Origin of the sequence: Cloacibacterium caeni, from assembly GCF_907163125.1 — a bacterium.
Taxonomy (GTDB): Bacteria; Bacteroidota; Bacteroidia; order Flavobacteriales; family Weeksellaceae; genus Cloacibacterium; species Cloacibacterium caeni_B.
This window is the reverse complement of record NZ_OU015319.1, coordinates 2761201-2782598: the sequence shown is the minus strand read 5'-3', so window position 1 is coordinate 2782598 and position 21398 is coordinate 2761201. Positions and strand designations below refer to the sequence as shown.

Here is a 21398-nt window from a genome sequence, read left to right as displayed (position 1 = left end):
TCCTAAAATTATTAATTTCCCGTTTTGTAGATTATGAAGAATTTATTTGTCGTTATTTTTTTAGTTTTTATTTCTCGTTTCGCTTTCGCTCAGCAAGTTGCAGACAGTATTAATCAGTACACTAACGATAGCATTAAGAAGGGTTCATTCGATGTATCAAAAGAGTTGAAATTTTCTTACAAGCAATTAATCATTCCTTCTGCGTTGATTGGCTATGGTCTAATTGCATTAGAAAGTGATGACCTAAAATCGCTTAATCTCGAGATTAGAGAAGAAGTCAACGAGCATATTGATGAAAAGTTTACCATTGATGATATTTCGCAATATACACCGGTTATTTCAGTATATGCCTTGAATGCTTTGGGTGTAAAAGGGAAACATAACTTTAAAGACCGAACCATAATTTTAGGAACAGCTTATGTGATTATGAGCGGAACTGTTTTCGGTTTGAAAAAATGGACAAAAGTGGAAAGACCTGATGGTTCTTCCAATAATTCCTTTCCTTCAGGACATACCGCAAATGCTTTTATGGGAGCTGAATTTTTGTATCAAGAGTACAAAGATGTTTCGCCTTGGTATGGCATTGCAGGATATGTAGTAGCGACAGGAACGGGTTTATTCAGGATGTACAATAATCGACATTGGTTTTCAGATGTAGTTGCAGGTGCAGGTTTCGGCATTTTGAGTACAAAAGTTGCCTATTGGATTTATCCTTGGATGAAAGAAAAAATCTTTAAAGATAAAAGCGAAAAGTACAGCGGAATGGCAATGCCATTTTACAACGGAAAACAAGCAGGTGTTGGTTTGGTGTTGAATTTTTAAAAACTCTTTTGTGCTTCAATGAAACAATATCAAATATTTGCCATTATATCGATGGTATTTGCAGGACTAACCTCTGTTATTGCAAAAGCGGGTTTAAAAAATGTGAGTAGCGATACAGGTCTTGCAGTTAGAACAATTTTTGTGTTTGTCTTTGTGTGGCTCAATATTTTTTTGTCCAACAATATGAAAGACTTTTCAAACTTAACTAAAAAAGATGTTTTGTTGTTGGGTATTTCCGCTCTAACTACTTCGCTTTCTTGGATATTCTATTACAAAGCCATAAAAGTTGGCAATGTTTCAGAAGTAGCACTGATTGATAAAGCAAGTATTCTAATGACAATTATTTTATCCGTTATCTTCTTAAACGAGCAGTTTACTTGGAAGATGGCATTGGGTTCTTGCTTAATTATTGGGGGCTTGTTGGTGCTAACCTTGAAATAAGAAGCAAAAAAAATAATCAAAAATAATTTCTAAATAAATTTTTATAACCTAATGTGAATAATTTAAATTAGCACCTAAATTAGCGCCTATAAATACAAAACCCTGCAAATCAATAATTTACAGGATTTTTTGTGGAGTTGGAGGGATTCGAACCCTCGTCCAAACAAGCAATACGCAAGCTTTCTACATGCTTATTTTGCTATTGGTTTTCGTCGTAAAGCAGACAGCAAACAGCCAACTTTACGCTTATCTTCTAAAATTTTCGTTCCCGAACCGAAGTTTTTCGGGACTTATTTCCGCATTTTCTATGCCTCGGAATCGAACGTCGCAGAACAGAACTTTCGGGAGACATCTTGTTTCCTTACTATACTTCGGGAAAAACGCTAATCCTACTAAGCTTCGGATTAAGCAGCAAGAGCAAACTCTTCGTTGCCAGTTAAATTCTGTAGCAAGGGATTAAAGAGATCGCGCTACGGTTCTCTGCATGCTTACTTACCCATTGGTCTTGCTGTCGAAACCAGTCAACCCCAATTTTTAAGTATGCAAATATAAGCAAAAAATGTACCTAAATTTTAATTCTGTATTTCTTTTATATTGGCGCCAAATTCACGCTATCCGTTGCAATCTTTTTTTTCAAAAAAGGATTTCCGCTTCTATCGTGGGCGCTATTCCGTTATCATTAGAACTTTTTAACCAAATTTTGAAAATTTCCTTCTTAAAAACTCATAAAAAAGTTAATCTCGGTTAAAGTTGTTTCAGCAATCAAATTTCAAAATAATTTTGAGGCTGCTAATCAAAACCCATGAAGAAAACTCTACTTCTCTTTTTATTCATTTTCGCCCATTCTTTTTATGCTCAAGAATACATTTTCGGCAAAATTACCTCAGAACAAAACATAGAATTATCTGGAGTTCTAATCCTCAACACTAGAATAGACGAAAAAGCCTATTCAGACAGCGATGGAAATTTTATGATTTCTGCAAAAAACAATGATGCACTGCGATTCGTAAAACAAAAATTTGATAGAATTACCTATTCCGTAAAATCCGAAGATTTTAAAAATTCTATAAAAATTACGTTGATAAAATCCGTAGTAGAAATAGAAGAAGTAGAAATTAAAACCAAACTCACAGGCAATCTAAAAGAAGATGCAAGTAGAGTAGAATCTGTGAGAAAAGTAAAACTCAATAAAGAAATTGCAAAATACATCACTCAAAAATCTGATCCTCTAATACTAAAACCAAAAGCAGGCGAATTTGTACAACCTAAAGGTGAAGGTTTTTCTGTAGGTAAAGTGTCTAATCAAGCAGACCAAATAGATTTAGCCGAAGATTTTCTAGAAATTCTTGGCGAAGATTATTTTACAGATTTAGGACTAAAAAAAAGTGAAATTTCAGGCTTTATTTTTCATGTAATGAGCAGTTTAGATTTAAAAAACGCTTATAAATATGGTTATCTCAAAGGAAGCGATATTGCTCAGTTCAGAAAACAAGCAGAAATAAAAATCAATGATTTTAGAAAGTTAAAGTAGTATGGAATTGAATTTGATGTATAATTTTTCGTAAATTTAAAGTTATCAAATCATCACCTAAAATCACAATTTTATGAACAAAAACATTATCGCCATTGCTGTTGCTTCATTAGGCTTCATCATTGGGCTTGGCTTATTAGGAAGCGCCATCAAAAACCGAAACAAATCAGAAAACACCATCTCTGTTACCGGTCTCGGAACCAAAAAATTCACTTCAGACCTCATCACTTGGAGCGGAAACTTCTCCAGAAATAGTTTTGAACTGAAACAAGCTTATGATGCACTTTCCAACGATCGAAAAATCATCGAAAACTATTTGATTTCTAAAGGAATTCCTAAAAACGAAATCGTTTTTTCGGCGGTAGATATTCAGAAGCAATACAATTATGTTTCAGACGCTAATGGAAGCAGTCACCAAACTTTCGCAGGTTACCAGTTAACTCAATCGGTTTCATTAGAAAGTAAAGATGTGGCAAAAATTGAAAATTTATCTAGAAATATCACTGAAATTATTAATCTAGGAATAGAATTCACTTCTTCTCGACCGAATTATTTTTACACCAAACTCGCAGAAGTAAAACAAGAAATGATTGCTAATGCGACTAAAGATGCTAAAGAACGCGCCGAAAAAATTGCAGAAAATGCAGGTTCTGATTTAGGAAATCTTAAAAAAGCAACCATGGGTGTGATCCAAATTACAGCGCCTAATTCCAATGAAGATTTTTCTTACGGCGGAACTTATAATACTCAATCAAAAGAAAAAGAAGCGAGTATTACCATTAAATTAGAATATGAAGTGAATTAGGTAAAGGTTGAGGCAAAGCTTGAGAAAAAGTGGTGTCAAAATCTTTAATTTTAACGGGGTGTTAATAAACCGTACTATAAATTTCTTGAACTAAAGTTTCTAAATTTTCAGGTTCGAAATTAGCCATTAAAAATAAATTAACAGCATATTTACCTTCGCCATAACTTGGTTGAAGGTAATTTTTTTCTATGATGCTAAAACCATTTCTTTCGTAAAATCGCAATCTTCTTTCTGCAGTTTCTGAAAGTGAATCAGGCTCAGTTTCTAAAATCAGTTTTTCAAATTTTTCTTGTAAACTTTCTAGAATTTTTTCGCCAAATTTTTGATTTCTAAATTCCTCGAAAACTTCAAAATGCTCTGAAAAATAAAATTCTTGAAGCTCCCAAATTACACAATATCCTATATTTTCATCTTCGTGATTAATGGAATAAACAAAGGTGTCTGGATTTTCGGCCAAATCTAGAAATTGGTCTTTGCTACGTCTTTCTTCTTCGGGAAAAGTCTTTTCGTAGCGGTAGAAAATTTTAGAAATTTTCTTGCGGTTTTGTAATTCTTCAAACCAAACCATTTTTATTTACGATTTACAAATTTTGATTTACGATTTTTGATTTTAATGAAAACCATTATTTATAGGTCAAAAACATTAGGTCTTCTGGTGACAAAAATATCTTTTACCCAAAGTGTAAATGCCATCATCAGATAAACCAAGAAGAAAAAACCAGCAGTCGCAAAAGTGGAATAAATGAAAAACACACGCAATTTAGAAACAGGAATTCCCAGTCTACTCCCAAATCTGGTGAGCGTTCCGAACCATTCATGTTCTACTTTGTGCCTTAAATCCGTAATAATTTTGGGTTCTCTCATTATTTCAGTTTTTCATTATTTTGATGACGGTCAAAATCTCTTTCGGTTTTTACTTTCATCTTTTTATCAAAAGCAGCTTGTAAATCTACACTAGTTTGGTTAGCCAAGCACAAAGTTACAAACAAAACGTCTGCTAATTCTTCGCCTAAATCTTTAGATTTATCAGATTCTTTTTCGCTTTGTTCACCATATCTTCTGGCAATAATTCTGGCAACCTCTCCTACTTCTTCTGTTAACATTGCCATATTCGTCAATTCATTAAAATAACGAACACCAATGGTTTTTATCCATTCATCAACTTGATTTTGTAGAATTTTTATTTCCATAATTTCTTTGTTACGAGGTACGTGTTGCGTGTTGCGAGATAATCTCGTGTCTCGAAACCCACAACTCGAAACTTTTTATTGATAAGCTCCAATAGTAGGATTGGTAGTTCTGTTCACTTGTACAATATCTAGAGGAACCAAAGCTGCTGTGGAAACCTTTCCTTTGGTTTTTGCAGGAGAAGTTGCTTTCACTCTCAAATTCATTTTTTGGGTGAAATAATTCTCAAATTTTGGATCTTCGTTTTTGATGGAATTCACAATTTTAGTATTTCCGTCCCAAGTAAAACCTGCATTTGCTGCGTCAAATTTCACCAAACAATTCTCAATGAAATAATTAAATGTTTGTCCAGAAGTTGGCTTGAATTGTATCGCATTATTTCTTTCGGTGTAAACAATAGAATTTTGAAGATTCAATGTTAAAGCGCCTTGTTCTATAGAAGTTCCATTGTTATATTCGTTAGTTGCATAGATTCCAAAACTCGGCAAAGTGCTGTTTAAGTTCCAATAATTGGCAAAAGTAGCATGTAAAAAAGTATAATTTCCGCCTTTAAAAATTCCTAAATTCGCTTGTCCACAATTGTTGACCACCAAATTTTCTGCATTTACAGTCGCATTAATTCCTAAAATTCCAAAATCTTGAAAAGTATGAACAATCGTATTTTTAAGCGTAGCAGAAGCGTGATTGAGTTCTAAACCAGTGGTTCCACCAAAAATTTTAGCATATTTTAAATTGGCAATTGCACCTTGTTCAAGCTGAATTCCGCCCCAGTTGAGAGGAAGCGTGTCATATCTCGCATCATTTCTATCTCCACGGAAAATGATTTCTTTTCCTAAATCTCCATTAGCAATCAATTGAGCATTTTTCCCGATTTTCAAATTGGCATTTTTATGAAAATAAACTTTTGTTCCTTCAGAAATAGTCAGTGATTTTCCATCAGCTAATTTCAAGTCGCCGTAAATAATTTTAGCTTTCGTATTGTTCCAAGAAGTATTGTCTGCTAAAATTTTCGGACTGTTTTCGGTAGAAATATAAAATTCTACATCTTGAACTACTGACAGCAAAGTAACATGTTGATTCGCAACTGGCGATTCTATCTGAATTCTTTCTTCGGCAATCGCTTCTGGAGCATTGGCAATAGGAGCAATTTCTACAAAAATATAAAGGCTGTCTTTTTTACGAAGCGGCACATTGGTAAATTCCGTTCCTGCTTTTCCGTCTACATTAATTCTGTAAAGTGAAGAATTTCCTGATTCCAGATAAATCTTTGGAATGGAAATATCTTTATTTTCGTCGTTATAAATTTTTACAGCATAGGTTTCGCTTCTCACCTGATTATAAACCGTGTCTAAAACCAAAGTGTCTACCGAAAATCTGAGTTTTTTGCTTGGTGCATCAAATTCTATTTCGTCTCTGTTACAAGAAATAACAAAAAGAGCCAACCAAAACCCGAAAAAAAGAAAATATTTTGTCTTCATGGAAGTTTAAAAATAAGCGTAAAGTTAATGAAAAAAGCTGAACTGTTTCTAAAAACGCAAAAACTGTAAAATTTCTTTCACAAAAACTTAAAACGCTATTTGTCAATTCAAAAAATATTTTTATTTTTGCAGTCTAAAATTAAGAATAATAAAAGCAGTGCCATTACACGCAATTATTATCAACTAAAATTTAAAAAGACAATAAAGATATGAAATCAGGAATTCACCCAGAAAATTATAGATTAGTTGTATTCAAAGACATGAGTAATGACGAAGTGTTTCTTTGCAAATCTACAGCTGAAACTAAAGATACTATTGTTTACGAAGGTACAGAATATCCATTAATCAAAATGGAAATCTCTTCTACTTCTCACCCATTCTACACTGGTAAAGTAAAATTAGTAGATACTGCAGGTAGAGTAGACAAATTCATGAACAAATACAAAAAATTCGCTAAGTAATTTAGCCGATTTTTTCATAATAAATCAGTCCTTCAAAAATTTTGAAGGACTTTTTTTGTATTTTTGAGAATAATTTTTCGTTTGTCATTCTGAATGAAGCAAAGCAAAATGAAGAATCTTTTTATTCAATAGATTCTTCACTTCATTTCATTACTCTCAGAATGACAGAAAGTTTTAATAATAAACATTCAATTAAAATGCAACTTATATTTTCTGATGCTCAATTTTGGGGAGATTTTCTTCCACTTACCTATACCAAACCAATCGCAGAACTTAGAACAGGAATTCTTACGTTTTCTGAACGTTGGAAAAAACTGTTAGATTCTTCAGAAGTTTCTTACATCACCGAAGATTATCTTCAAAAAAAATATAAATCTTACGAAAAGAAAGAAAGTTTACTGATTACTCCAAATTTTCTTCCTTCGGAAAGTGTTTTGTCTCAAATTAAAAACTTGCAACTGGCAGAAGCTTTGATTTATGAAAACGAAGTTTTGGCGGCTAGATTAAACATGGAAAACTTCTCGCTTTCGCAGATTGAGAAAATGACAGACATCACCGAAGAGCTGATTTTCTTTAAAAAAGCTACGGATTTATTTTCACTGAATGATAAAGCCATTGATTTTGATTTTGAACTAGTGACCAAAGGAAGAAATTCTGCTCCACTTTCTGAAACCAACGGATTTTTGGGCAATAAAGAAGACTTATTTATAGAAGAAGGTGCCGAAATAGAATTTGCAACGCTTAATTGCAAAACTGGGAAAATCTACATCGGCAAAAACGCAGAAATTATGGAAGGTTCTGTAGTAAGAGGAAGTCTCGCACTTTGTGAAGGCTCTAAAATTAATATGGGTTCTAAAATTTATGGCGCTACTACGATTGGTCCACATTCTAAAGTTGGCGGCGAAGTGAATAATATCGTTATCACTGGTTTTACCAATAAAGGTCACGAAGGTTTTGTAGGAAATTCTGTAATTGGCGAATGGTGCAATCTGGGAGCCGACACCAATTCTTCTAACCTCAAAAACAATTATGCTGAAGTAAAACTTTGGAGTTATCCATCTAAAAAATTTGTAAAAACTGGACTTCAATTCTGCGGATTAATTATGGGAGACCATTCTAAAACTGCCATTAACACTCAATTTAACACAGGAACTGTAGTGGGAGTTGGTGCGAATATTTTCAAAAGTGGATTTCCACCAAATCTGATTGAACATTTTTCTTGGGGCGGATTTAAAGGAGATGAAAAATTCAGATTAGAAACTGCTTACGAAGTTGCCGAAAAAGCAATGGCAAGAAGAAAAATAGCTTTAACAGAAGAAGATAAGGAAATTCTGAAATGGGTTTATGAGAATTGTTAGTCTTTTTAAACGCAAAGATTCTTTATTATTTATAAATATTTTAAGATTCGCTAAAGCGAATTGGCTAAGTTCGCAAAGATGAAAATCAAAGATTTTCTTTTAATGATATTATTGCTTTTTTCTTGCCATAAGAAAGAATCCTCTTTTTATGAAATAAAATCAGTTAATAAAGATTCTTCACAAATAATTTGGGGAAATTCAATATTTAAAAATTCTCAAAATTTTGAAAATTTTGTCTTAGATAAAGATAAAATCAAAACAAAATGGGAAAATGAAAATTTCATTATTCTACAAAGAGGAACAGGAAGTGAGGCTTGGATAAATTTAATTCTTCCTATAAAGAAAAACGAAAAACTCTTTCAAACTGATCAAGTCTTAGCTTTTGATTCAATTAATAATATTATTGTAAGACAAAATTATAATTCAGAAGAATATCCATTTCAATTAATAAAACTAAATACCTTTGAAAAAGACAGTATCAGATTTAAAACTAAAAATTGTGAATCTGTAAATATCGTCAATTGCATAGATAAAATAGATTTCAATGAAAAAGCTTTAATAATTAACTGGACTACTCCAAATAAATTTGAAAAGAATGGCAAAACAGAAATTGCAGTTTATTCATTAGAAAAACTCTTCAAAAAATAATATCTAGCCGCTTTCAACATTTTTGAAAGCGGTTTTTTAATGACTAAAAATCAAGAAAATAAAAAATTTTTATTTCTGATGTAATATTTTTACGACCTTCGTTGTCTTACCTATAGAAACTAACCTATGAACCAAGAAACATTTAAGAATACTGTATTTGTTTTGAAAGACGAGATGTATCGTTTTGCAAAGCGATTCTTGGTGAGTAGTGACGAAGCCGAAGATTTGGTGCAGGATTTAATGCTGAAATTTTGGCAAAAAAAGGATGAATTGGTACATCTCAATTTAAAATCTTATGTACTAAAATGTGTGAAAAACGAGTGCCTCAATAAACTGAAACACGAAACGGTGAAACAGAATTTTGCAGATTTTCAAATTCATAGAAGTGAACTCTACAAAATGGAAACCAATAATTTGAAGGAGAAAATTTTAGAATTTATCAATGCGCTCCCCGAAAAACAAAAATTAGTCATTCATCTGAAAGATGTAGAAGAATATGAAGTCTCGGAAATCTCGGAGATTTTAGAAATAGAAGAAAATGCAGTGAGAGTGAATCTGATAAGAGCCAGACAAAAAGTAAAAGAACAGATTAACAACCTGTTAGCGTTTGAAAACAGAAAAATTCAAAACATTTAAAACACGAAACAATGAACCCAAATATAGATAAAGAATACCAAAACATCTTCCGAGAACTGAAGGAAGAAAAAATGGATTGGAATTTCGAAGATTTCTTGAAAAAAACCGAAGAAAAACCAGAGGAAACTAAAGTAATTCCTTTGAAAAAAGGATCTGGTGGTGGCAGTCAAAAATGGTATTGGATGGCAGCAAGTTTGGTTACGCTTTTTGGAATGATGATGTTTTTTAACCCAGACATCACAGAACCAACCTTGAAACCTATTGCTTCTAATAACAGTAATTCTTCACAAAAACCAGCACAAACCAACGTCATAAAAACAACTGAAAATCAAGATATTAACAATAACTTAAACACTATCAAAGTTGCTGAAAACAACGTAAAACCAACTAAAAAAATAAATCAAGAGTTCAGAAATGAACATCAAAATATTGCTTCTCAACCAAGTAAAACTGTAGAAAATTCTCATGAAATTCTAGAAAATCCAGCAGAAGAATACAGCGCAGATTATGTAATCGTAAATGGTAAAAAAATCTATAACGAAGAAGAAGCCATCGATATTACGAAGGAAGCATTTCAACTTTTCGCGAGTAACGTTACCAAAACTATAAACCAGGCAGAGCCTATCAAAAATTTATCCATTAACTTTTAAAAAATTAATACAATGAAAAATATTATCACATTCCTATTCCTCCTATTTTTGCCAGTATTTGCTTTGGCTCAAACTGAAAAATTAGACGCAATTTTTGAAAAATATCAAGAAGCAGAAGGCGTAACTTCTATTAAGATTGCTAAACCAATGTTTAGATTGCTCAATAACATCAATATTGATGACTCAGATATGGACAAAATTAAACCGCTCATCAGTAAAATGAATGGCTTAAAAATCCTCATCATGGAAAAACCTGAAAAAGCCGAAAATCCTACCACTGCTCAGTTAGCTGCCATCAATGAAGCTAGTAAAGTAAAAAATGAAATTCTAGCTGCTGTAAAAAATCTGAAATATGATGAACTCATGACGCTGAACAGCAAAGACAATAAAATCAAGTTTTTAGCAGCAGACACAAGTTCTAATTTACTGAATAACATGCTATTAACCATTTCTTCTGAGGATGAAAACATCTTGATGATGTTAGACGGACAAATCTCTATGGACGATGTTTCTAACTTGATTAATGACGTTCAAAAAGAAGACAAAACGCCTAAAACACCAGAAAAACCTAAAAAATAAACACTGAAATCGCCATTTATACAAATTTTTAAAAATGGCGATTCTTTTCAACCATTGTCAACTAAAATTAACACTTATGAAATCATTTCTAAAACTTATAGCAATTTTCACCATTTTGGTCTCTCTGCAATCTTGTATTGTTAGTGAAAAGTCTCTCTACAACGAAGAAACAAAAGGAAACGCTACCGTTACCAAAATAAATGTTCCCATGTTTATCGTAAAACCTTACATCAAAAAAGCATTGAGAGAAGACGGTGAATCGGAAGAAGTTATTCGCCTGATCAAAAAAATTAGAAAAGTAAAAGTTTACACCGTACAAAATGCTTCTGATAAAATGGTTGCTCAATTTTCTAGACAATCTTTTGGCAGTAATTTACAAGAATTGATGAGTGTAAACAGTAAAGATTCTAAAATTAAAATTATGTCTGCCATTACCGATTCAGACACCATGATTAAGGATTTACTGATTACCGTGAGAGACGACAAAGAATTGGTTTACGTAAAAGTTTTAGGAAAATTCTCTTTGGATGACATCTCAAGAATTGCAGAATTATCCAAAAAAAATAAAGATACCGTTGCAAATAATTAAAATAAAAACTGCCTCAAAAAGGGCAGTTTTTTTAGTATAATAAATGATAAACTTTCACTTTTTTATCATTTTCAAAAAAATTGACAATATAAATGTCATTAAATTTTTCGTCTGGAATATCTTTGAACAAAGGTTGCTGAATTAATTCATTGAGCAAAACTGGGTTGATATTAGAATGCCCTGAAATAATATTGACTCCTGTGTTTTTAGATAAATCATTTTTTACAAATTCAGGAATTTCTTTTGGATTGTAAATCTTCAAATCTAATTTTTTCTCTAAAATCAAAGGCTCTAAAGTTTCTTGAGTTCTGAAAAAATCTGTGCTAAAAGCATTCTGAATTTTTACTTTTTTGAATAGTTGAGCTAAACGATTGGCTCTTTTTTTTCCAGCTTCAGAAAGATGTGGATTTTTGCCATTATTTTCTTTCTCTCCATGTCTAACAACAATATAAACCAAAGCTTTTTTATCAATGCTTTGCTTTATAGTTTTAGAAGTCGCTTTACCTACAAAAACAGTATCTACTTTTTGCTGTGCAAAAGTCAAATTAAAGCTGAAAATGGAAAGTAAAAGGAGAAATGAAGCTCTTTTAATTATTTTCATGATGTAAAATTATCTTACAAATCTAAAATAAAATTTCAAATCAGTCTACACGACATATTTTGTCGCATAACTATTCTATCTTTGTCGGAGAAAAGAAGAAAATAACGAAATTTTCTTTCTAGGTATAAACAAATTAATTGTATTTTTGATAAAATTTAAGAAAAATGAGCAGTATAGACGATAAGAAAAAAGCACTCGCATTAGTCCTCGAAAAAATGGATAAAACCTACGGAAAAGGTACCGTAATGAAAATGGGAGACAGTGCAGTAGAAGAAGTAGAAGTAATTCCGAGTGGTTCACTTGGTTTAGATATTGCTTTGGGAGTTGGCGGTTATCCTAAAGGTAGAGTCATCGAAATTTACGGCCCTGAATCTTCTGGTAAAACCACGCTTACCATGCACGCAATTGCAGAATCTCAAAAAGCGGGAGGAATTGCAGCTTTTATAGATGCAGAACACGCTTTTGACGCTGTTTATGCAAAAAAACTAGGAATTGATGTAGAAAATTTAATTATTTCTCAACCAGATAATGGCGAACAAGCATTAGAAATTGCAGATAATTTAATTCGTTCTGGAGCGATTGACATCGTGGTAATCGACTCAGTTGCAGCTTTGACACCAAAAGCAGAAATTGAAGGAGAAATGGGAGATTCTAAAATGGGATTGCATGCAAGATTAATGTCTCAAGCTTTGAGAAAATTAACAGCTACAATTTCTAGAACAAAATGTACGGTGATTTTCATCAACCAATTAAGAGAAAAAATTGGGGTAATGTTCGGAAATCCTGAAACAACTACTGGTGGAAATGCTTTGAAATTCTACGCTTCGGTAAGAATTGATATCAGAAGAAGTGGTTCACCAATAAAAGTAGGTGAAGATGCAGTAGGAAACCGCGTGAAAGTAAAAATTGTGAAAAACAAAGTTGCTCCACCATTTAAAAATACAGAATTCGATATTATGTACGGAGAAGGAATTTCTAAAGTTGGCGAAATTCTAGATCTGGGCGTTGAATTTGATATTGTTAAAAAATCTGGTTCTTGGTTCAGCTATGGCGACACGAAACTGGGACAAGGTAGAGATGCCGTGAAAGAATTACTAAAAGACAATCCTGAACTTTTAGAAGAATTAGCTGAGAAAATAAAAGTGGCTATTAAAGAAAAGAAATAATTTTTTTTTCAGATACAGAACCGGCGCGAGCAAAGCTCGCGCCAGTTTTTTTTAAAGAATACTGCGGCAGCGAAGCTGCCGCAGTATTCTTATCAATATTAAATATTTAATTGAAATTAACAAAATAGAATTCCCACTTTTACAAATTAATTTCTTCTAAAGGATTCCAAAAAATTTGTTTAAAATTCTGAATTTTATTTCCTTTTACTTCTACTCCTTCTTTGGCTAACTTTTCGGTAAATTTTGGAATACAACTTACCGCAGAAATAATTCCACAAGCACTACAAACTCTATGTGCCGGAAAATCTTCATCATAATTACTCAAAGCATTTCCTACATGGCGAGAATGATTTGGAAACCCCACTGCTTTAGCAATTGCTCCATAAGTTGTAACTCTACCGATCGGAATCATTTTGATGATTTCAAAGACTTGTTGTTTGAAGGTTTCGTTCATTTTTTTGATTTTAGATGTAAGATTTCAGACATCAGATGATTTCAAAGATAATTTTTTTATGGAATTGACGTTCGCTCAATTATTTTCCAAGTTTTAAAATTATAATATTTTTTTATCTAAAAAATGTTCCATAGGAACGCTATGTGTGTAAAAAATGATTTGTTTTGCTGTGCGTTCCGTAGGAACGCTATGTTTTTAGCGTAAATAATATATTGCGTTCCTACGGAACGCTAAATATTTTTTGGTAAATTTCTTTTTACACATATTTGGTTCCTTCGGAACCATTTTCGAAAATTTTATTTAAAAATTTTATACAAGTAAAATAAAAACCGAAAAGTAAAATTTAGCCCCGATTGCAGCGACATCCTTTTTTGTCATATTGAGCGAAGTCGAAATATGAACAAAAAAGATATAGCGAAAAGCGGGACTGTGTTTTCTAAGAATTACAAATTTTGTTGCTCCTTACACTACCCCGACTTCGCCTTGCGAAGCCACCCCTTCAAAGAAGGGGAATAAAAAAACGCCCAAAATAATTTGAGCGTTTGTATAACTTTCAGCGTCTAACTTTCGTCTTTAGCTTTATGAATTTTCTAAAATATATTTGAAAATTAATGGAGCACAAATCGTGGCATCACTTTCAACGATGAATTTCGGTGTAGTGATGTCTAATTTACCCCAAGTAATTTTTTCGTTCGGAACAGCTCCAGAATATGAACCATAAGAAGTAGTAGAATCTGAAATCTGACAGAAATAGCTCCAGAACGGAATGTCGTGCATTTCCATATCCTGATATAACATTGGCACTACACAAATCGGGAAATCTCCTGCAATTCCTCCTCCAATTTGGAAGAAACCTACTCCTTTTCCAGCGCTGTTTTTTGGATACCAATCTGCTAAGAACATCATATATTCGATTCCAGATTTCATAGTAGAAGCTTTTAAATCTCCTTTAATACAATAGCTTGCGAAAATATTTCCCATCGTAGAATCTTCCCAACCTGGTACTACAATTGGTAAATTTTTCTCAGCAGCTGCAATCATCCAAGAGTTTTCTCTTGGGATTTCATAATATTGCTCTAGAACTCCAGAAAGAATCATTTTGTACATATATTCGTGTGGAAAATATCTTTCTCCTTTAGAGTCTGCATCTTTCCAAATTTCATAAATATGTTTCTGCAATCTTCTGAACGCCTCTTCTTCTGGGATACAAGTATCGGTAACTCTATTTAAACCTCTTTCTAGCAAATCCCACTCTTCTTGAGGCGTAAGATCTCTGTAATGAGGTACTCTTTCGTAGTGAGAATGCGCTACCAAATTCATTAAATCTTCTTCTAAATTCGCTCCAGTACAAGAAATAATATCTACTTTGTCTTCACGAATCATATCTGCCAAAATTTTCCCCATTTCTGCTGTAGACATTGCTCCTGCTAGCGTAATCATCATTTTCCCACCATCTTTTAGATGCGCTACATAACCTTTTGCAGCATCTACCAAAGCAGCTGAATTAAAATGCAAATAATATTTTTCTATAAATTCGGTAATCGGTTTATTGCTCATTTTTATAAGAATTTTTGCAAAGATAAGAAATAAGAGCCAAGTAAAAAGTAAAAATTAAAAAGTAAAAATTTTATAAAAGCAAGACGTTTGTACTTATTTTTCAACTAATGTCCCGCTTTCACTACTCGCTTTTTTAGAAATTCTCCACGCACAAAATCTGAACGAAAAAATTTCTAAAAAGAGCTCAAACAAACCGTTCAATCGGGGCTAGAAAGTACTTTTGGGTTTTCTTTCCACTATTCTAAACTACCCCGTCTTCAAAAATTTTTAATTTTTGAATCCACCCTTGATTGCTTCGCTCCTTGCAGTGACAGGGGGAATTTTTGAAAACGTTCTATCCTTTGGAAAAAATATTCTAAATTATTTAAAACTATATTTAGATTCTTTCAGAATGACAAACTGTGTGTTTGCTTTGGAAACAATTGACGCTCGCTTCGCTCGCGCCATTTTAAAGTTTAATTTTATCAATCCAAAGAATTGATTAAAACATAATATCTAAAAGCCAAAATTCCTTTTTGAAAATTTGTAAGTTTCGTTGGATCAAGATGACTGTATTTTGGGAGAAATTTTTTATTGAATCGGTTAACAATTCTGAAGACTGACTTTTTCATATTTTTTTTATTTGTTTCGCTCCAATGGAGCTTCCAGCTAAACGTTATTTATAATTTCTACAAACCTTTGATTCCTATGGAACCAAATCTTATCATTTCTTAAAACCTAAATTTTCTATTTTCTTTCTTCTCAGAGAGTTTCTTTTTGCTTTCTAGACGCTTTTCTACTTTTGCTCGGCTCGGTTTGGTTGCAATTCTTTTCTTCGGAACGATGAGCGATTTATTCACCAATTCCTGAATCTTTTCAATCGCAATTTTTTTATTTTGCAATTGTGTCCTGCTTTCCGAAACGGTCAACTGAAGAATTCCATCCAAATTAATTCTATTTTTTAATTTCAAAGCAATTCTTTCTTTCTCCAAATCTGTAAATACGGCAGAATCTTCTAACTTCCACATCACGGTTACGGAAGTTTCTACTTTGTTTACATTTTGTCCGCCACTTCCACTGCTTCGGGAAGTTTTGTAAGAAAGTTCAAAGTCGAAATTTTTCATAATTTATCTCTCGCTGATAAAGCTGATTTAGCAGATATTTAACTTTTCAAATTTAATATAATTGCAAAATAAAAGACTAAACTAATGAAAATCTGCATAATCTGCTCAATCTGCGATAATCTTAAGTATTTCTTTCCTCAAAACCTTACCGTTTTCCGCTCTTGGGAATTTCTCTAAAAATAAGATTTCTTTCGGACTGTGAAACTTATTCTCAAATTTGAGATTTAAGATTTCAGATTTTAGATTTTCATCTTTTTCTCCTTCGACGACTAAAACCAATTTTTCGCCTAAAGTTTCATCTGGTTTTCCAAGGAAAACTAAATCTCTATCAATATGTTTTTTAACCAAACTTTCTAATTCTTCAGCAAAAATTTTTACTCCTCCAGAATTAATAACATTGTCAAATCTCCCTAAAAATTTGAATTGCTTTTTGTCACATTGAGCGGAGTCGAAATGCATTAGTTCTACAATATCATTCGTTTGCAAAATTTCTGGATTGAGTTTTGGCGCGAAAATCTTCAAACAGTTTCTTTCATCTACAGAAATCTCAACATCATTTAAAATCGTAAAATAATTTTCCTGAACAGGAGAAATCTGCTTCAAAGCAATGTGAGAAAGCGTTTCGCTCATTCCGTAAGTCTCGAAAATTCTAGTGGGAGAATTGGAGAATTGGAGAGTAGTAGAGATTTCATTTTTCAACTTTTCTGAAACGGTTGCTCCTCCAATGATGAGATTTTTGATGAAATGAATTTTATCTAAAGAATTTTGAACTTGCAATGGTGTCATTGCACAGAATTCCACATTTTCAGAAATTTCAGGAGCGGAACTTGGCACAGAAATAATGATTTTCAGTTTTCTTTCGATGGCTCTTACCAGCATCATTTTACCAGAAATATATTGAACTGGTAAACAAAGCAAAGCTGTGTGACCTTCTTTCAATCCTAAAAAATCGCATGTCATTTTCGCAGAACTGAGCATTCTCTTTTTTTCGATTTCAAAGACTTTCGGAATTCCTGTAGAACCCGAAGTTTGAACCGAAACGGTTTCAGAATGAGAAAACCAATCTTGCAAAAAAGAAATCACCTTTTCCTCGAATTCATTCTCTGGAAAAAGTAATTCTATATTGATATTTTTAGAAAAATCTAAAATCATTTTACATTCTATTTACGACTCCAATTCCTAAAAGATTTAAAGCTTTTTTGATGGTTTTCGCAGTTAAATCTGAAATCTGGAGTTTGAATTGCTTAGCGTTTTCGTCTTCCAAAGTCATTATAGGATTGTTTTGATAGAAAGAATTATACGTTTTCACCAAATCATACACATAATTCGCAACTTGAGCCGGACTTAATGTTTCAGCTGCTTTTTCTACAACTTCCTTAAAATTAGATAATTGCATAATCAATTCTTTTTCGGAATCATTTGGTTGATAACTTCCAAAATCTGCTTCTACAAAATTTGCTCTATTCAATAAAGACTGAATTCTAGCATACGTGTATTGAATAAAAGGCCCTGTATTTCCATTGAAATCAATACTTTCGGCAGGGTTGAAAAGCATTTTCTTTTTAGGATCTACTTTCAGCATAAAATATTTCAAAGCACCTAAACCTACAATTTCGTAAGATTTTTCTTTTTCTTCGTCTGAAAGACCTTCTAATTTTCCTAATTCTTCAGATTTTTCTTTGGCAGTAAGATACATTTCTTGCATTAAATCGTCTGCATCTACCACTGTTCCTTCTCTAGATTTCATTTTACCTTCTGGCAATTCTACCATTCCGTAAGAAAGGTGATACAATTGATTTGCCCAATCGTAACCTAATTTTTTCAGAATTAAAAATAATACTTGGAAGTGATAATCTTGTTCATTACCAACCGTATAAATAAGTTTTTGAATGTCATTTTGTTTGAAACGTTCTACAGCAGTTCCCAAATCTTGAGTCATATAAACAGAAGTTCCATCACCACGCAGAACGAGTTTTTGGTCGAGTCCGTCTTCTGTTAAATCAATCCAAACGGAATTGTCTTCTTTTTTAAAAAAAACACCTTTTGCAAGACCTTCCTCGATGATATCTTTCCCTAAAATATAAGTGTTACTTTCGTACTGAACTTGATCGAAATCTACGCCCAATCTTTTGTAGGTCTCGTTAAACCCTGCATAAACCCAAGAATTCATCTTTTCCCACAAGTCTCTGACTTGCTTATTTTCTTGCTCCCAATCTAAAAGCATTTTTTGAGCTTCAAGAATAATTGGTGCTTGTTTTTTTGCAGTTTCTTCGTCTAAACCTTGTTCTTTGAGCTCAGAAATTTGGGCTTTATAATTTTTATCGAATTCTACATAATAATTCCCCACCAATTTATCTCCTTTAAGACCAGAAGTTTCGGGAGTTTCTCCGTTTCCGAATTTTTCCCAAGCGAGCATAGATTTACAAATGTGGATTCCTCTATCATTGATGATTTGAGTTTTTACCACATTGTAACCTGCTTCTTTAAGAATCTGAGCCACAGAAAAACCTAAGAGATTATTTCTGATGTGCCCTAAGTGTAATGGTTTGTTAGTATTCGGAGAAGAATACTCTACCATTACGGTCTGATTTTTATTTTCCTTTACATCAAACTGAACTTTTATTTCTTTGAAATTCTGAATAAAAGCTTCGTTATTGATTGATAAATTCAAGAAACCTTTTACTACATTAAAATTTTCGATTGCTCCTTGTTTTTTTAATTCATTACCTAATTCATTTCCTAAAACATCTGGACTTTTCTTGGCTAATTTAACCAAAGGAAAAATAACCACTGTGAAATCTCCCTCAAAATCTGTTTTGTTTTGTTGAACTTCTAAAGTGAGATTTTCAATTTGATACTTGTTTTTAAGGATTTCAGAAATTGAATTTTGTATATTTTGTTTGATATCCATTCTAAAGATTTTTGCAAAGATAATAAATAAAAAAACCACCCGAAAAATCGGATGGTTTTTGAAAATATTTTTGAGAATTTTTTATTTTAAATTGTCATTAATATAATTTGCTAATTTCGCAAGGTCTAGGTCGTCTTTTACATCTATTTTATTATCGTCAATAAATTTTTCAAGACCTTGTACTATGGAAAACTTATTTATAATTTCTTTTTTATTTTTTGGTAAAACAGAATACTTATTATCAAAAAGACAAATATATACAGGCTTTTGGTTTGAAAAAACAGCACCTCTATGATCAACAATACCATTATTTAAACCATCTCCTTCTCTTAATTTAATACTTTCTTTTTTATATAACGCAAGGAATTTCCCTTCTGATACTATCGTTAAAAAACCATCATAATTTTTACCATCTAAAGTATATTTCATTTTTTTGAAATTCTTATTAAATTCAAAAAAATTCAAAACTGCATTATCTGGAATTTGTGCATCATAAATTTTCCCATCTTTTTCAAATTCCATTTTATCAGAATAGGCGTTATATCTCAATTTTTGAGGCATCAAAAAATCATCAATTTTAACTTTTTTATAAGTACTATCTAAATATGGAGAACCTTTAAAAAGTGAATAATCATCATTCTCTCGATAAATCAAAGTATTATTATTTACATTGTCAATATAACTTTTCAACTGATCATGAGTTAAACTTGCTCCACTAATATTAATTGGAGCCACTGGATTTATATGTTGAGAATAATAAAAATTCCCTAATAAAGCCATTATTATTAATGATATTTTTTTCATTTTTTATATAAATTTTACAATCAAATATACAATTTATTTTATATATAACAAAAAAAGACCGACTTAAGTGTCGGTCTTTAAAAAAGATTTTTTTTAATTTCTATTCCAAAATGGTGTAAAGTTATTTTTAACAAAAACATCATTAGTGGTTACATTTGGAACATTAGCAGAGTTACCTACATATTCAGATTGAGGATACACCAATCTATATGGTTTATTAGCATGAGTTGCCGTTAAAGCAAGAGGCGTATCCGGATAACCAGTTTTTAAATAATTAATATATGTTTCAACAGGTCTAGTAAGATTTAGACATACCAATCTCTGATATTGTATTGCTGCAATTTTATTTGGAGCACCTGTCCAACCCACAGATTTAGAATCTAAACTTGCCAAGTATGTTGAAGCGCCTGAAATACCATAAAAAGTGAATGAATCTTCTACTGCTTGATTATAATGTCCTTGAGCATCTGTAAAATACTGAGGATAAAGTACTGCTGCTTCAGCTTGAAGCAATTCACTTTCAGAAGCGGTCATTAAATAACCTTTACTAGAAGCTCCTGACATATCTCCAACAGCCGTTCGATCATAAATCCAGCCCAATCTTGAATATTGTGCTTCTGCTGTATTAGCTGGCTTTACAGAACCTTGTTCTATACCTTTTACAGTACTACTTACAGCTCTATACATTTTTGTTCTTCTAGGATCTGCCACCCCTGATGTTGGCTTAGTAGAATCACCTCTTAATAATTTAGCAAAATGATCTGAAATCATGATATATCTATTACCAGAATTATTTCTAGAACCATCATACAAATAATAACCATAATTACTATACAAAGGATTCATTCCTGCCTGTGTGCCTGTATTATAACCCGGCTGTATTGTCACATCTGAATCTACAAAAGTCTCTCCTGCTAATGTAGCCAACTGAGCATCTACAAATGTTTTAATGGTTGCATCTGTAACTTTTGATTGACGTAATAAGATTCTTAACTTAATCGTCTTAGCAAATTTAACCCATTCATCTACATCTCCACCGAAGATAACATCTTTTGATGAAGAAACTTCTTCCCCCGAATGAGAACTCAATGTAGCTATAGCTTCATTCAATTTAACAACCAAATCATGATAAATATCTTCTCCTTTATCATATTTAGGTGTTAATAAATCTTGCTGTTTAAAAGCTTCAGTATATGGTGCATCACCATAAAAATCCACAATATATTGCATAGAATTTGCTAATAAAACTTTCGCAATTGCAGCATGATTTGGATAATCCACAGCTTTACTAGATGTTATAATCTGCGATAAGTTAGCCATTGCTAGATAATTACTATTCCATATCCCATTATAAAATGTAGAAGTAACATCCATTTGATATTCTCTTGTCATTGGTGCTGCGTAATAATAATAATTACCTGCCCAAGTATTTGTCCAAATATTAGACAATTGTAACATCGATCCTGTTTGCGCAGCATAAGAAGTTGTTTCTGCAGCTGTTATTAAATCTGTAGGTGATAAGTCTTCAGTCCTTGGAAGATTTGGATCGATATTGTCGTCTAGCTTACATGCAACCAATGCAAGTGTTGATAGTATTAATAATATTTTTTTCATTT

The 21398-nt window shown here is 32.3% G+C and carries 24 protein-coding genes and 1 other RNA gene; 12 read left to right on the top strand and 13 right to left on the bottom strand.

Going from position 1 to position 21398, the window contains the following annotated elements; genetic code table 11:
* Positions 1-33 precede the first annotated feature (33 nt).
* Positions 34-822: a phosphatase PAP2 family protein gene (locus tag KKQ79_RS12955; protein WP_213190490.1), complete on the top strand. Its 789-nt coding sequence runs from the start codon at positions 34-36 to the stop codon at positions 820-822.
* Positions 823-840: 18 nt separating this feature from the next.
* A complete protein-coding gene (locus KKQ79_RS12950) occupies positions 841-1263 on the top strand; it encodes an EamA family transporter (protein WP_213190489.1) in 423 nt (140 codons plus the stop codon).
* 129 nt (positions 1264-1392) lie between these two features.
* Here the strand turns inward: KKQ79_RS12950 and ssrA are convergent.
* Positions 1393-1792: a transfer-messenger RNA gene (ssrA, locus tag KKQ79_RS12945) on the bottom strand.
* 273 nt (positions 1793-2065) lie between these two features.
* Between ssrA and KKQ79_RS12940 the strand changes: the two genes are divergently transcribed.
* Both KKQ79_RS12940 and KKQ79_RS12935 read left to right on the top strand, forming a co-directional pair.
* Positions 2066-2794, top strand: a complete 729-nt coding sequence (locus KKQ79_RS12940; protein ID WP_213190488.1) for a hypothetical protein — start codon at positions 2066-2068, stop codon at positions 2792-2794.
* A 73-nt stretch (positions 2795-2867) separates the two neighbouring features.
* Positions 2868-3599, top strand: coding sequence for an SIMPL domain-containing protein (locus KKQ79_RS12935; protein WP_069800596.1), 732 nt, complete (start codon positions 2868-2870; stop codon positions 3597-3599).
* A 61-nt stretch (positions 3600-3660) separates the two neighbouring features.
* Here KKQ79_RS12935 and KKQ79_RS12930 read toward each other — a convergent pair whose 3' ends face one another.
* From KKQ79_RS12930 to KKQ79_RS12915, 4 genes are all read right to left on the bottom strand, one after another.
* A complete protein-coding gene (locus tag KKQ79_RS12930; protein ID WP_213190487.1) occupies positions 3661-4167 on the bottom strand; it encodes a GNAT family N-acetyltransferase in 507 nt (168 codons plus the stop codon).
* Positions 4168-4226: 59 nt separating this feature from the next.
* Complete coding sequence (locus tag KKQ79_RS12925; protein ID WP_371463680.1) at positions 4227-4463, bottom strand: PspC family transcriptional regulator; 237 nt, start codon at positions 4461-4463, stop codon at positions 4227-4229.
* Positions 4463-4789, bottom strand: coding sequence for a nucleotide pyrophosphohydrolase (locus KKQ79_RS12920; protein WP_213190486.1), 327 nt, complete (start codon positions 4787-4789; stop codon positions 4463-4465). Before KKQ79_RS12920 ends, KKQ79_RS12925 begins: the two co-directional genes overlap by 1 nt.
* A gap of 75 nt (positions 4790-4864) precedes the next feature.
* Positions 4865-6265 carry a hypothetical protein gene (locus KKQ79_RS12915; RefSeq protein ID WP_213190485.1) on the bottom strand — a complete coding sequence of 467 codons (1401 nt, stop codon included), beginning with the start codon at positions 6263-6265 and terminating at the stop codon, positions 4865-4867.
* A gap of 209 nt (positions 6266-6474) precedes the next feature.
* Here KKQ79_RS12915 and KKQ79_RS12910 point away from each other — a divergent pair, with 209 nt between their 5' ends.
* From KKQ79_RS12910 to KKQ79_RS12880, 7 genes are all read left to right on the top strand, one after another.
* Positions 6475-6726: a type B 50S ribosomal protein L31 gene (locus KKQ79_RS12910; RefSeq protein ID WP_069800586.1), complete on the top strand. Its 252-nt coding sequence runs from the start codon at positions 6475-6477 to the stop codon at positions 6724-6726.
* 197 nt (positions 6727-6923) lie between these two features.
* Positions 6924-8084 (top strand): GlmU family protein, encoded by a 1161-nt coding sequence (locus KKQ79_RS12905; RefSeq protein ID WP_213190484.1) that lies wholly within the window; start codon positions 6924-6926, stop codon positions 8082-8084.
* Between the two features lie 78 nt (positions 8085-8162).
* The gene (locus KKQ79_RS12900; RefSeq protein ID WP_213190483.1) at positions 8163-8732 is read left to right on the top strand and encodes a hypothetical protein; all 570 of its coding nucleotides are present in this window, start codon (positions 8163-8165) and stop codon (positions 8730-8732) included.
* 126 nt (positions 8733-8858) lie between these two features.
* On the top strand, positions 8859-9368 hold the full coding sequence (locus KKQ79_RS12895) for an RNA polymerase sigma factor (protein WP_213190482.1): 510 nt from the start codon (positions 8859-8861) through the stop codon (positions 9366-9368).
* An 11-nt stretch (positions 9369-9379) separates the two neighbouring features.
* A complete protein-coding gene (locus KKQ79_RS12890; RefSeq protein WP_213190481.1) occupies positions 9380-10018 on the top strand; it encodes a hypothetical protein in 639 nt (212 codons plus the stop codon).
* Positions 10019-10030: 12 nt separating this feature from the next.
* Positions 10031-10597, top strand: coding sequence for a DUF4252 domain-containing protein (locus KKQ79_RS12885; RefSeq protein WP_213190480.1), 567 nt, complete (start codon positions 10031-10033; stop codon positions 10595-10597).
* 76 nt (positions 10598-10673) lie between these two features.
* Entirely contained in the window at positions 10674-11186 is a 513-nt protein-coding gene (locus tag KKQ79_RS12880; RefSeq protein ID WP_069800576.1) for a DUF4252 domain-containing protein, read from the top strand.
* 31 nt (positions 11187-11217) lie between these two features.
* Here KKQ79_RS12880 and KKQ79_RS12875 read toward each other — a convergent pair whose 3' ends face one another.
* On the bottom strand, positions 11218-11787 hold the full coding sequence (locus tag KKQ79_RS12875; protein WP_213190479.1) for a histidine phosphatase family protein: 570 nt from the start codon (positions 11785-11787) through the stop codon (positions 11218-11220).
* Positions 11788-11951: 164 nt separating this feature from the next.
* Here KKQ79_RS12875 and recA point away from each other — a divergent pair, with 164 nt between their 5' ends.
* Complete coding sequence (recA, locus tag KKQ79_RS12870) at positions 11952-12953, top strand: recombinase RecA (protein WP_213190478.1); 1002 nt, start codon at positions 11952-11954, stop codon at positions 12951-12953.
* Positions 12954-13092: 139 nt separating this feature from the next.
* Here recA and KKQ79_RS12865 read toward each other — a convergent pair whose 3' ends face one another.
* From KKQ79_RS12865 to KKQ79_RS12835, 7 genes are all read right to left on the bottom strand, one after another.
* Positions 13093-13407, bottom strand: a complete 315-nt coding sequence (locus tag KKQ79_RS12865) for an MGMT family protein (protein ID WP_213190477.1) — start codon at positions 13405-13407, stop codon at positions 13093-13095.
* Positions 13408-13986: 579 nt separating this feature from the next.
* A complete protein-coding gene (locus tag KKQ79_RS12860; RefSeq protein WP_213190476.1) occupies positions 13987-14964 on the bottom strand; it encodes a deoxyhypusine synthase family protein in 978 nt (325 codons plus the stop codon).
* Between the two features lie 710 nt (positions 14965-15674).
* A complete protein-coding gene (arfB, locus tag KKQ79_RS12855) occupies positions 15675-16067 on the bottom strand; it encodes an alternative ribosome rescue aminoacyl-tRNA hydrolase ArfB (protein ID WP_213190475.1) in 393 nt (130 codons plus the stop codon).
* Positions 16068-16172: 105 nt separating this feature from the next.
* A complete protein-coding gene (locus tag KKQ79_RS12850) occupies positions 16173-17219 on the bottom strand; it encodes an AMP-binding protein (RefSeq protein ID WP_213190474.1) in 1047 nt (348 codons plus the stop codon).
* Position 17220: 1 nt separating this feature from the next.
* Complete coding sequence (gene argS / locus KKQ79_RS12845) at positions 17221-18978, bottom strand: arginine--tRNA ligase (RefSeq protein ID WP_213190473.1); 1758 nt, start codon at positions 18976-18978, stop codon at positions 17221-17223.
* A gap of 81 nt (positions 18979-19059) precedes the next feature.
* Positions 19060-19782 (bottom strand): hypothetical protein, encoded by a 723-nt coding sequence (locus KKQ79_RS12840; protein ID WP_213190472.1) that lies wholly within the window; start codon positions 19780-19782, stop codon positions 19060-19062.
* A 93-nt stretch (positions 19783-19875) separates the two neighbouring features.
* A complete protein-coding gene (locus tag KKQ79_RS12835; RefSeq protein WP_213190471.1) occupies positions 19876-21396 on the bottom strand; it encodes a SusD/RagB family nutrient-binding outer membrane lipoprotein in 1521 nt (506 codons plus the stop codon).
* Positions 21397-21398 lie beyond the last annotated feature (2 nt).

Coding starts and splice junctions, on each gene's coding strand:
- KKQ79_RS12925 (WP_371463680.1), bottom strand. CDS start 4,463: ATGAGAGAACCCAAAATTATTACGGATTTAAGGCACAAAGTAGAACAT.
- recA (WP_213190478.1), top strand. CDS start 11,952: ATGAGCAGTATAGACGATAAGAAAAAAGCACTCGCATTAGTCCTCGAA.
- KKQ79_RS12850 (WP_213190474.1), bottom strand. CDS start 17,219: ATGATTTTAGATTTTTCTAAAAATATCAATATAGAATTACTTTTTCCA.
- KKQ79_RS12840 (WP_213190472.1), bottom strand. CDS start 19,782: ATGAAAAAAATATCATTAATAATAATGGCTTTATTAGGGAATTTTTAT.
- KKQ79_RS12915 (WP_213190485.1), bottom strand. CDS start 6,265: ATGAAGACAAAATATTTTCTTTTTTTCGGGTTTTGGTTGGCTCTTTTT.
- KKQ79_RS12900 (WP_213190483.1), top strand. CDS start 8,163: ATGAAAATCAAAGATTTTCTTTTAATGATATTATTGCTTTTTTCTTGC.
- KKQ79_RS12865 (WP_213190477.1), bottom strand. CDS start 13,407: ATGAACGAAACCTTCAAACAACAAGTCTTTGAAATCATCAAAATGATT.
- KKQ79_RS12955 (WP_213190490.1), top strand. CDS start 34: ATGAAGAATTTATTTGTCGTTATTTTTTTAGTTTTTATTTCTCGTTTC.
- KKQ79_RS12935 (WP_069800596.1), top strand. CDS start 2,868: ATGAACAAAAACATTATCGCCATTGCTGTTGCTTCATTAGGCTTCATC.
- KKQ79_RS12880 (WP_069800576.1), top strand. CDS start 10,674: ATGAAATCATTTCTAAAACTTATAGCAATTTTCACCATTTTGGTCTCT.
- KKQ79_RS12835 (WP_213190471.1), bottom strand. CDS start 21,396: ATGAAAAAAATATTATTAATACTATCAACACTTGCATTGGTTGCATGT.
- KKQ79_RS12940 (WP_213190488.1), top strand. CDS start 2,066: ATGAAGAAAACTCTACTTCTCTTTTTATTCATTTTCGCCCATTCTTTT.
- KKQ79_RS12890 (WP_213190481.1), top strand. CDS start 9,380: ATGAACCCAAATATAGATAAAGAATACCAAAACATCTTCCGAGAACTG.
- argS (WP_213190473.1), bottom strand. CDS start 18,978: ATGGATATCAAACAAAATATACAAAATTCAATTTCTGAAATCCTTAAA.
- KKQ79_RS12860 (WP_213190476.1), bottom strand. CDS start 14,964: ATGAGCAATAAACCGATTACCGAATTTATAGAAAAATATTATTTGCAT.
- KKQ79_RS12920 (WP_213190486.1), bottom strand. CDS start 4,789: ATGGAAATAAAAATTCTACAAAATCAAGTTGATGAATGGATAAAAACC.
- KKQ79_RS12930 (WP_213190487.1), bottom strand. CDS start 4,167: ATGGTTTGGTTTGAAGAATTACAAAACCGCAAGAAAATTTCTAAAATT.
- KKQ79_RS12895 (WP_213190482.1), top strand. CDS start 8,859: ATGAACCAAGAAACATTTAAGAATACTGTATTTGTTTTGAAAGACGAG.
- KKQ79_RS12875 (WP_213190479.1), bottom strand. CDS start 11,787: ATGAAAATAATTAAAAGAGCTTCATTTCTCCTTTTACTTTCCATTTTC.
- KKQ79_RS12910 (WP_069800586.1), top strand. CDS start 6,475: ATGAAATCAGGAATTCACCCAGAAAATTATAGATTAGTTGTATTCAAA.
- KKQ79_RS12950 (WP_213190489.1), top strand. CDS start 841: ATGAAACAATATCAAATATTTGCCATTATATCGATGGTATTTGCAGGA.
- arfB (WP_213190475.1), bottom strand. CDS start 16,067: ATGAAAAATTTCGACTTTGAACTTTCTTACAAAACTTCCCGAAGCAGT.
- KKQ79_RS12905 (WP_213190484.1), top strand. CDS start 6,924: ATGCAACTTATATTTTCTGATGCTCAATTTTGGGGAGATTTTCTTCCA.
- KKQ79_RS12885 (WP_213190480.1), top strand. CDS start 10,031: ATGAAAAATATTATCACATTCCTATTCCTCCTATTTTTGCCAGTATTT.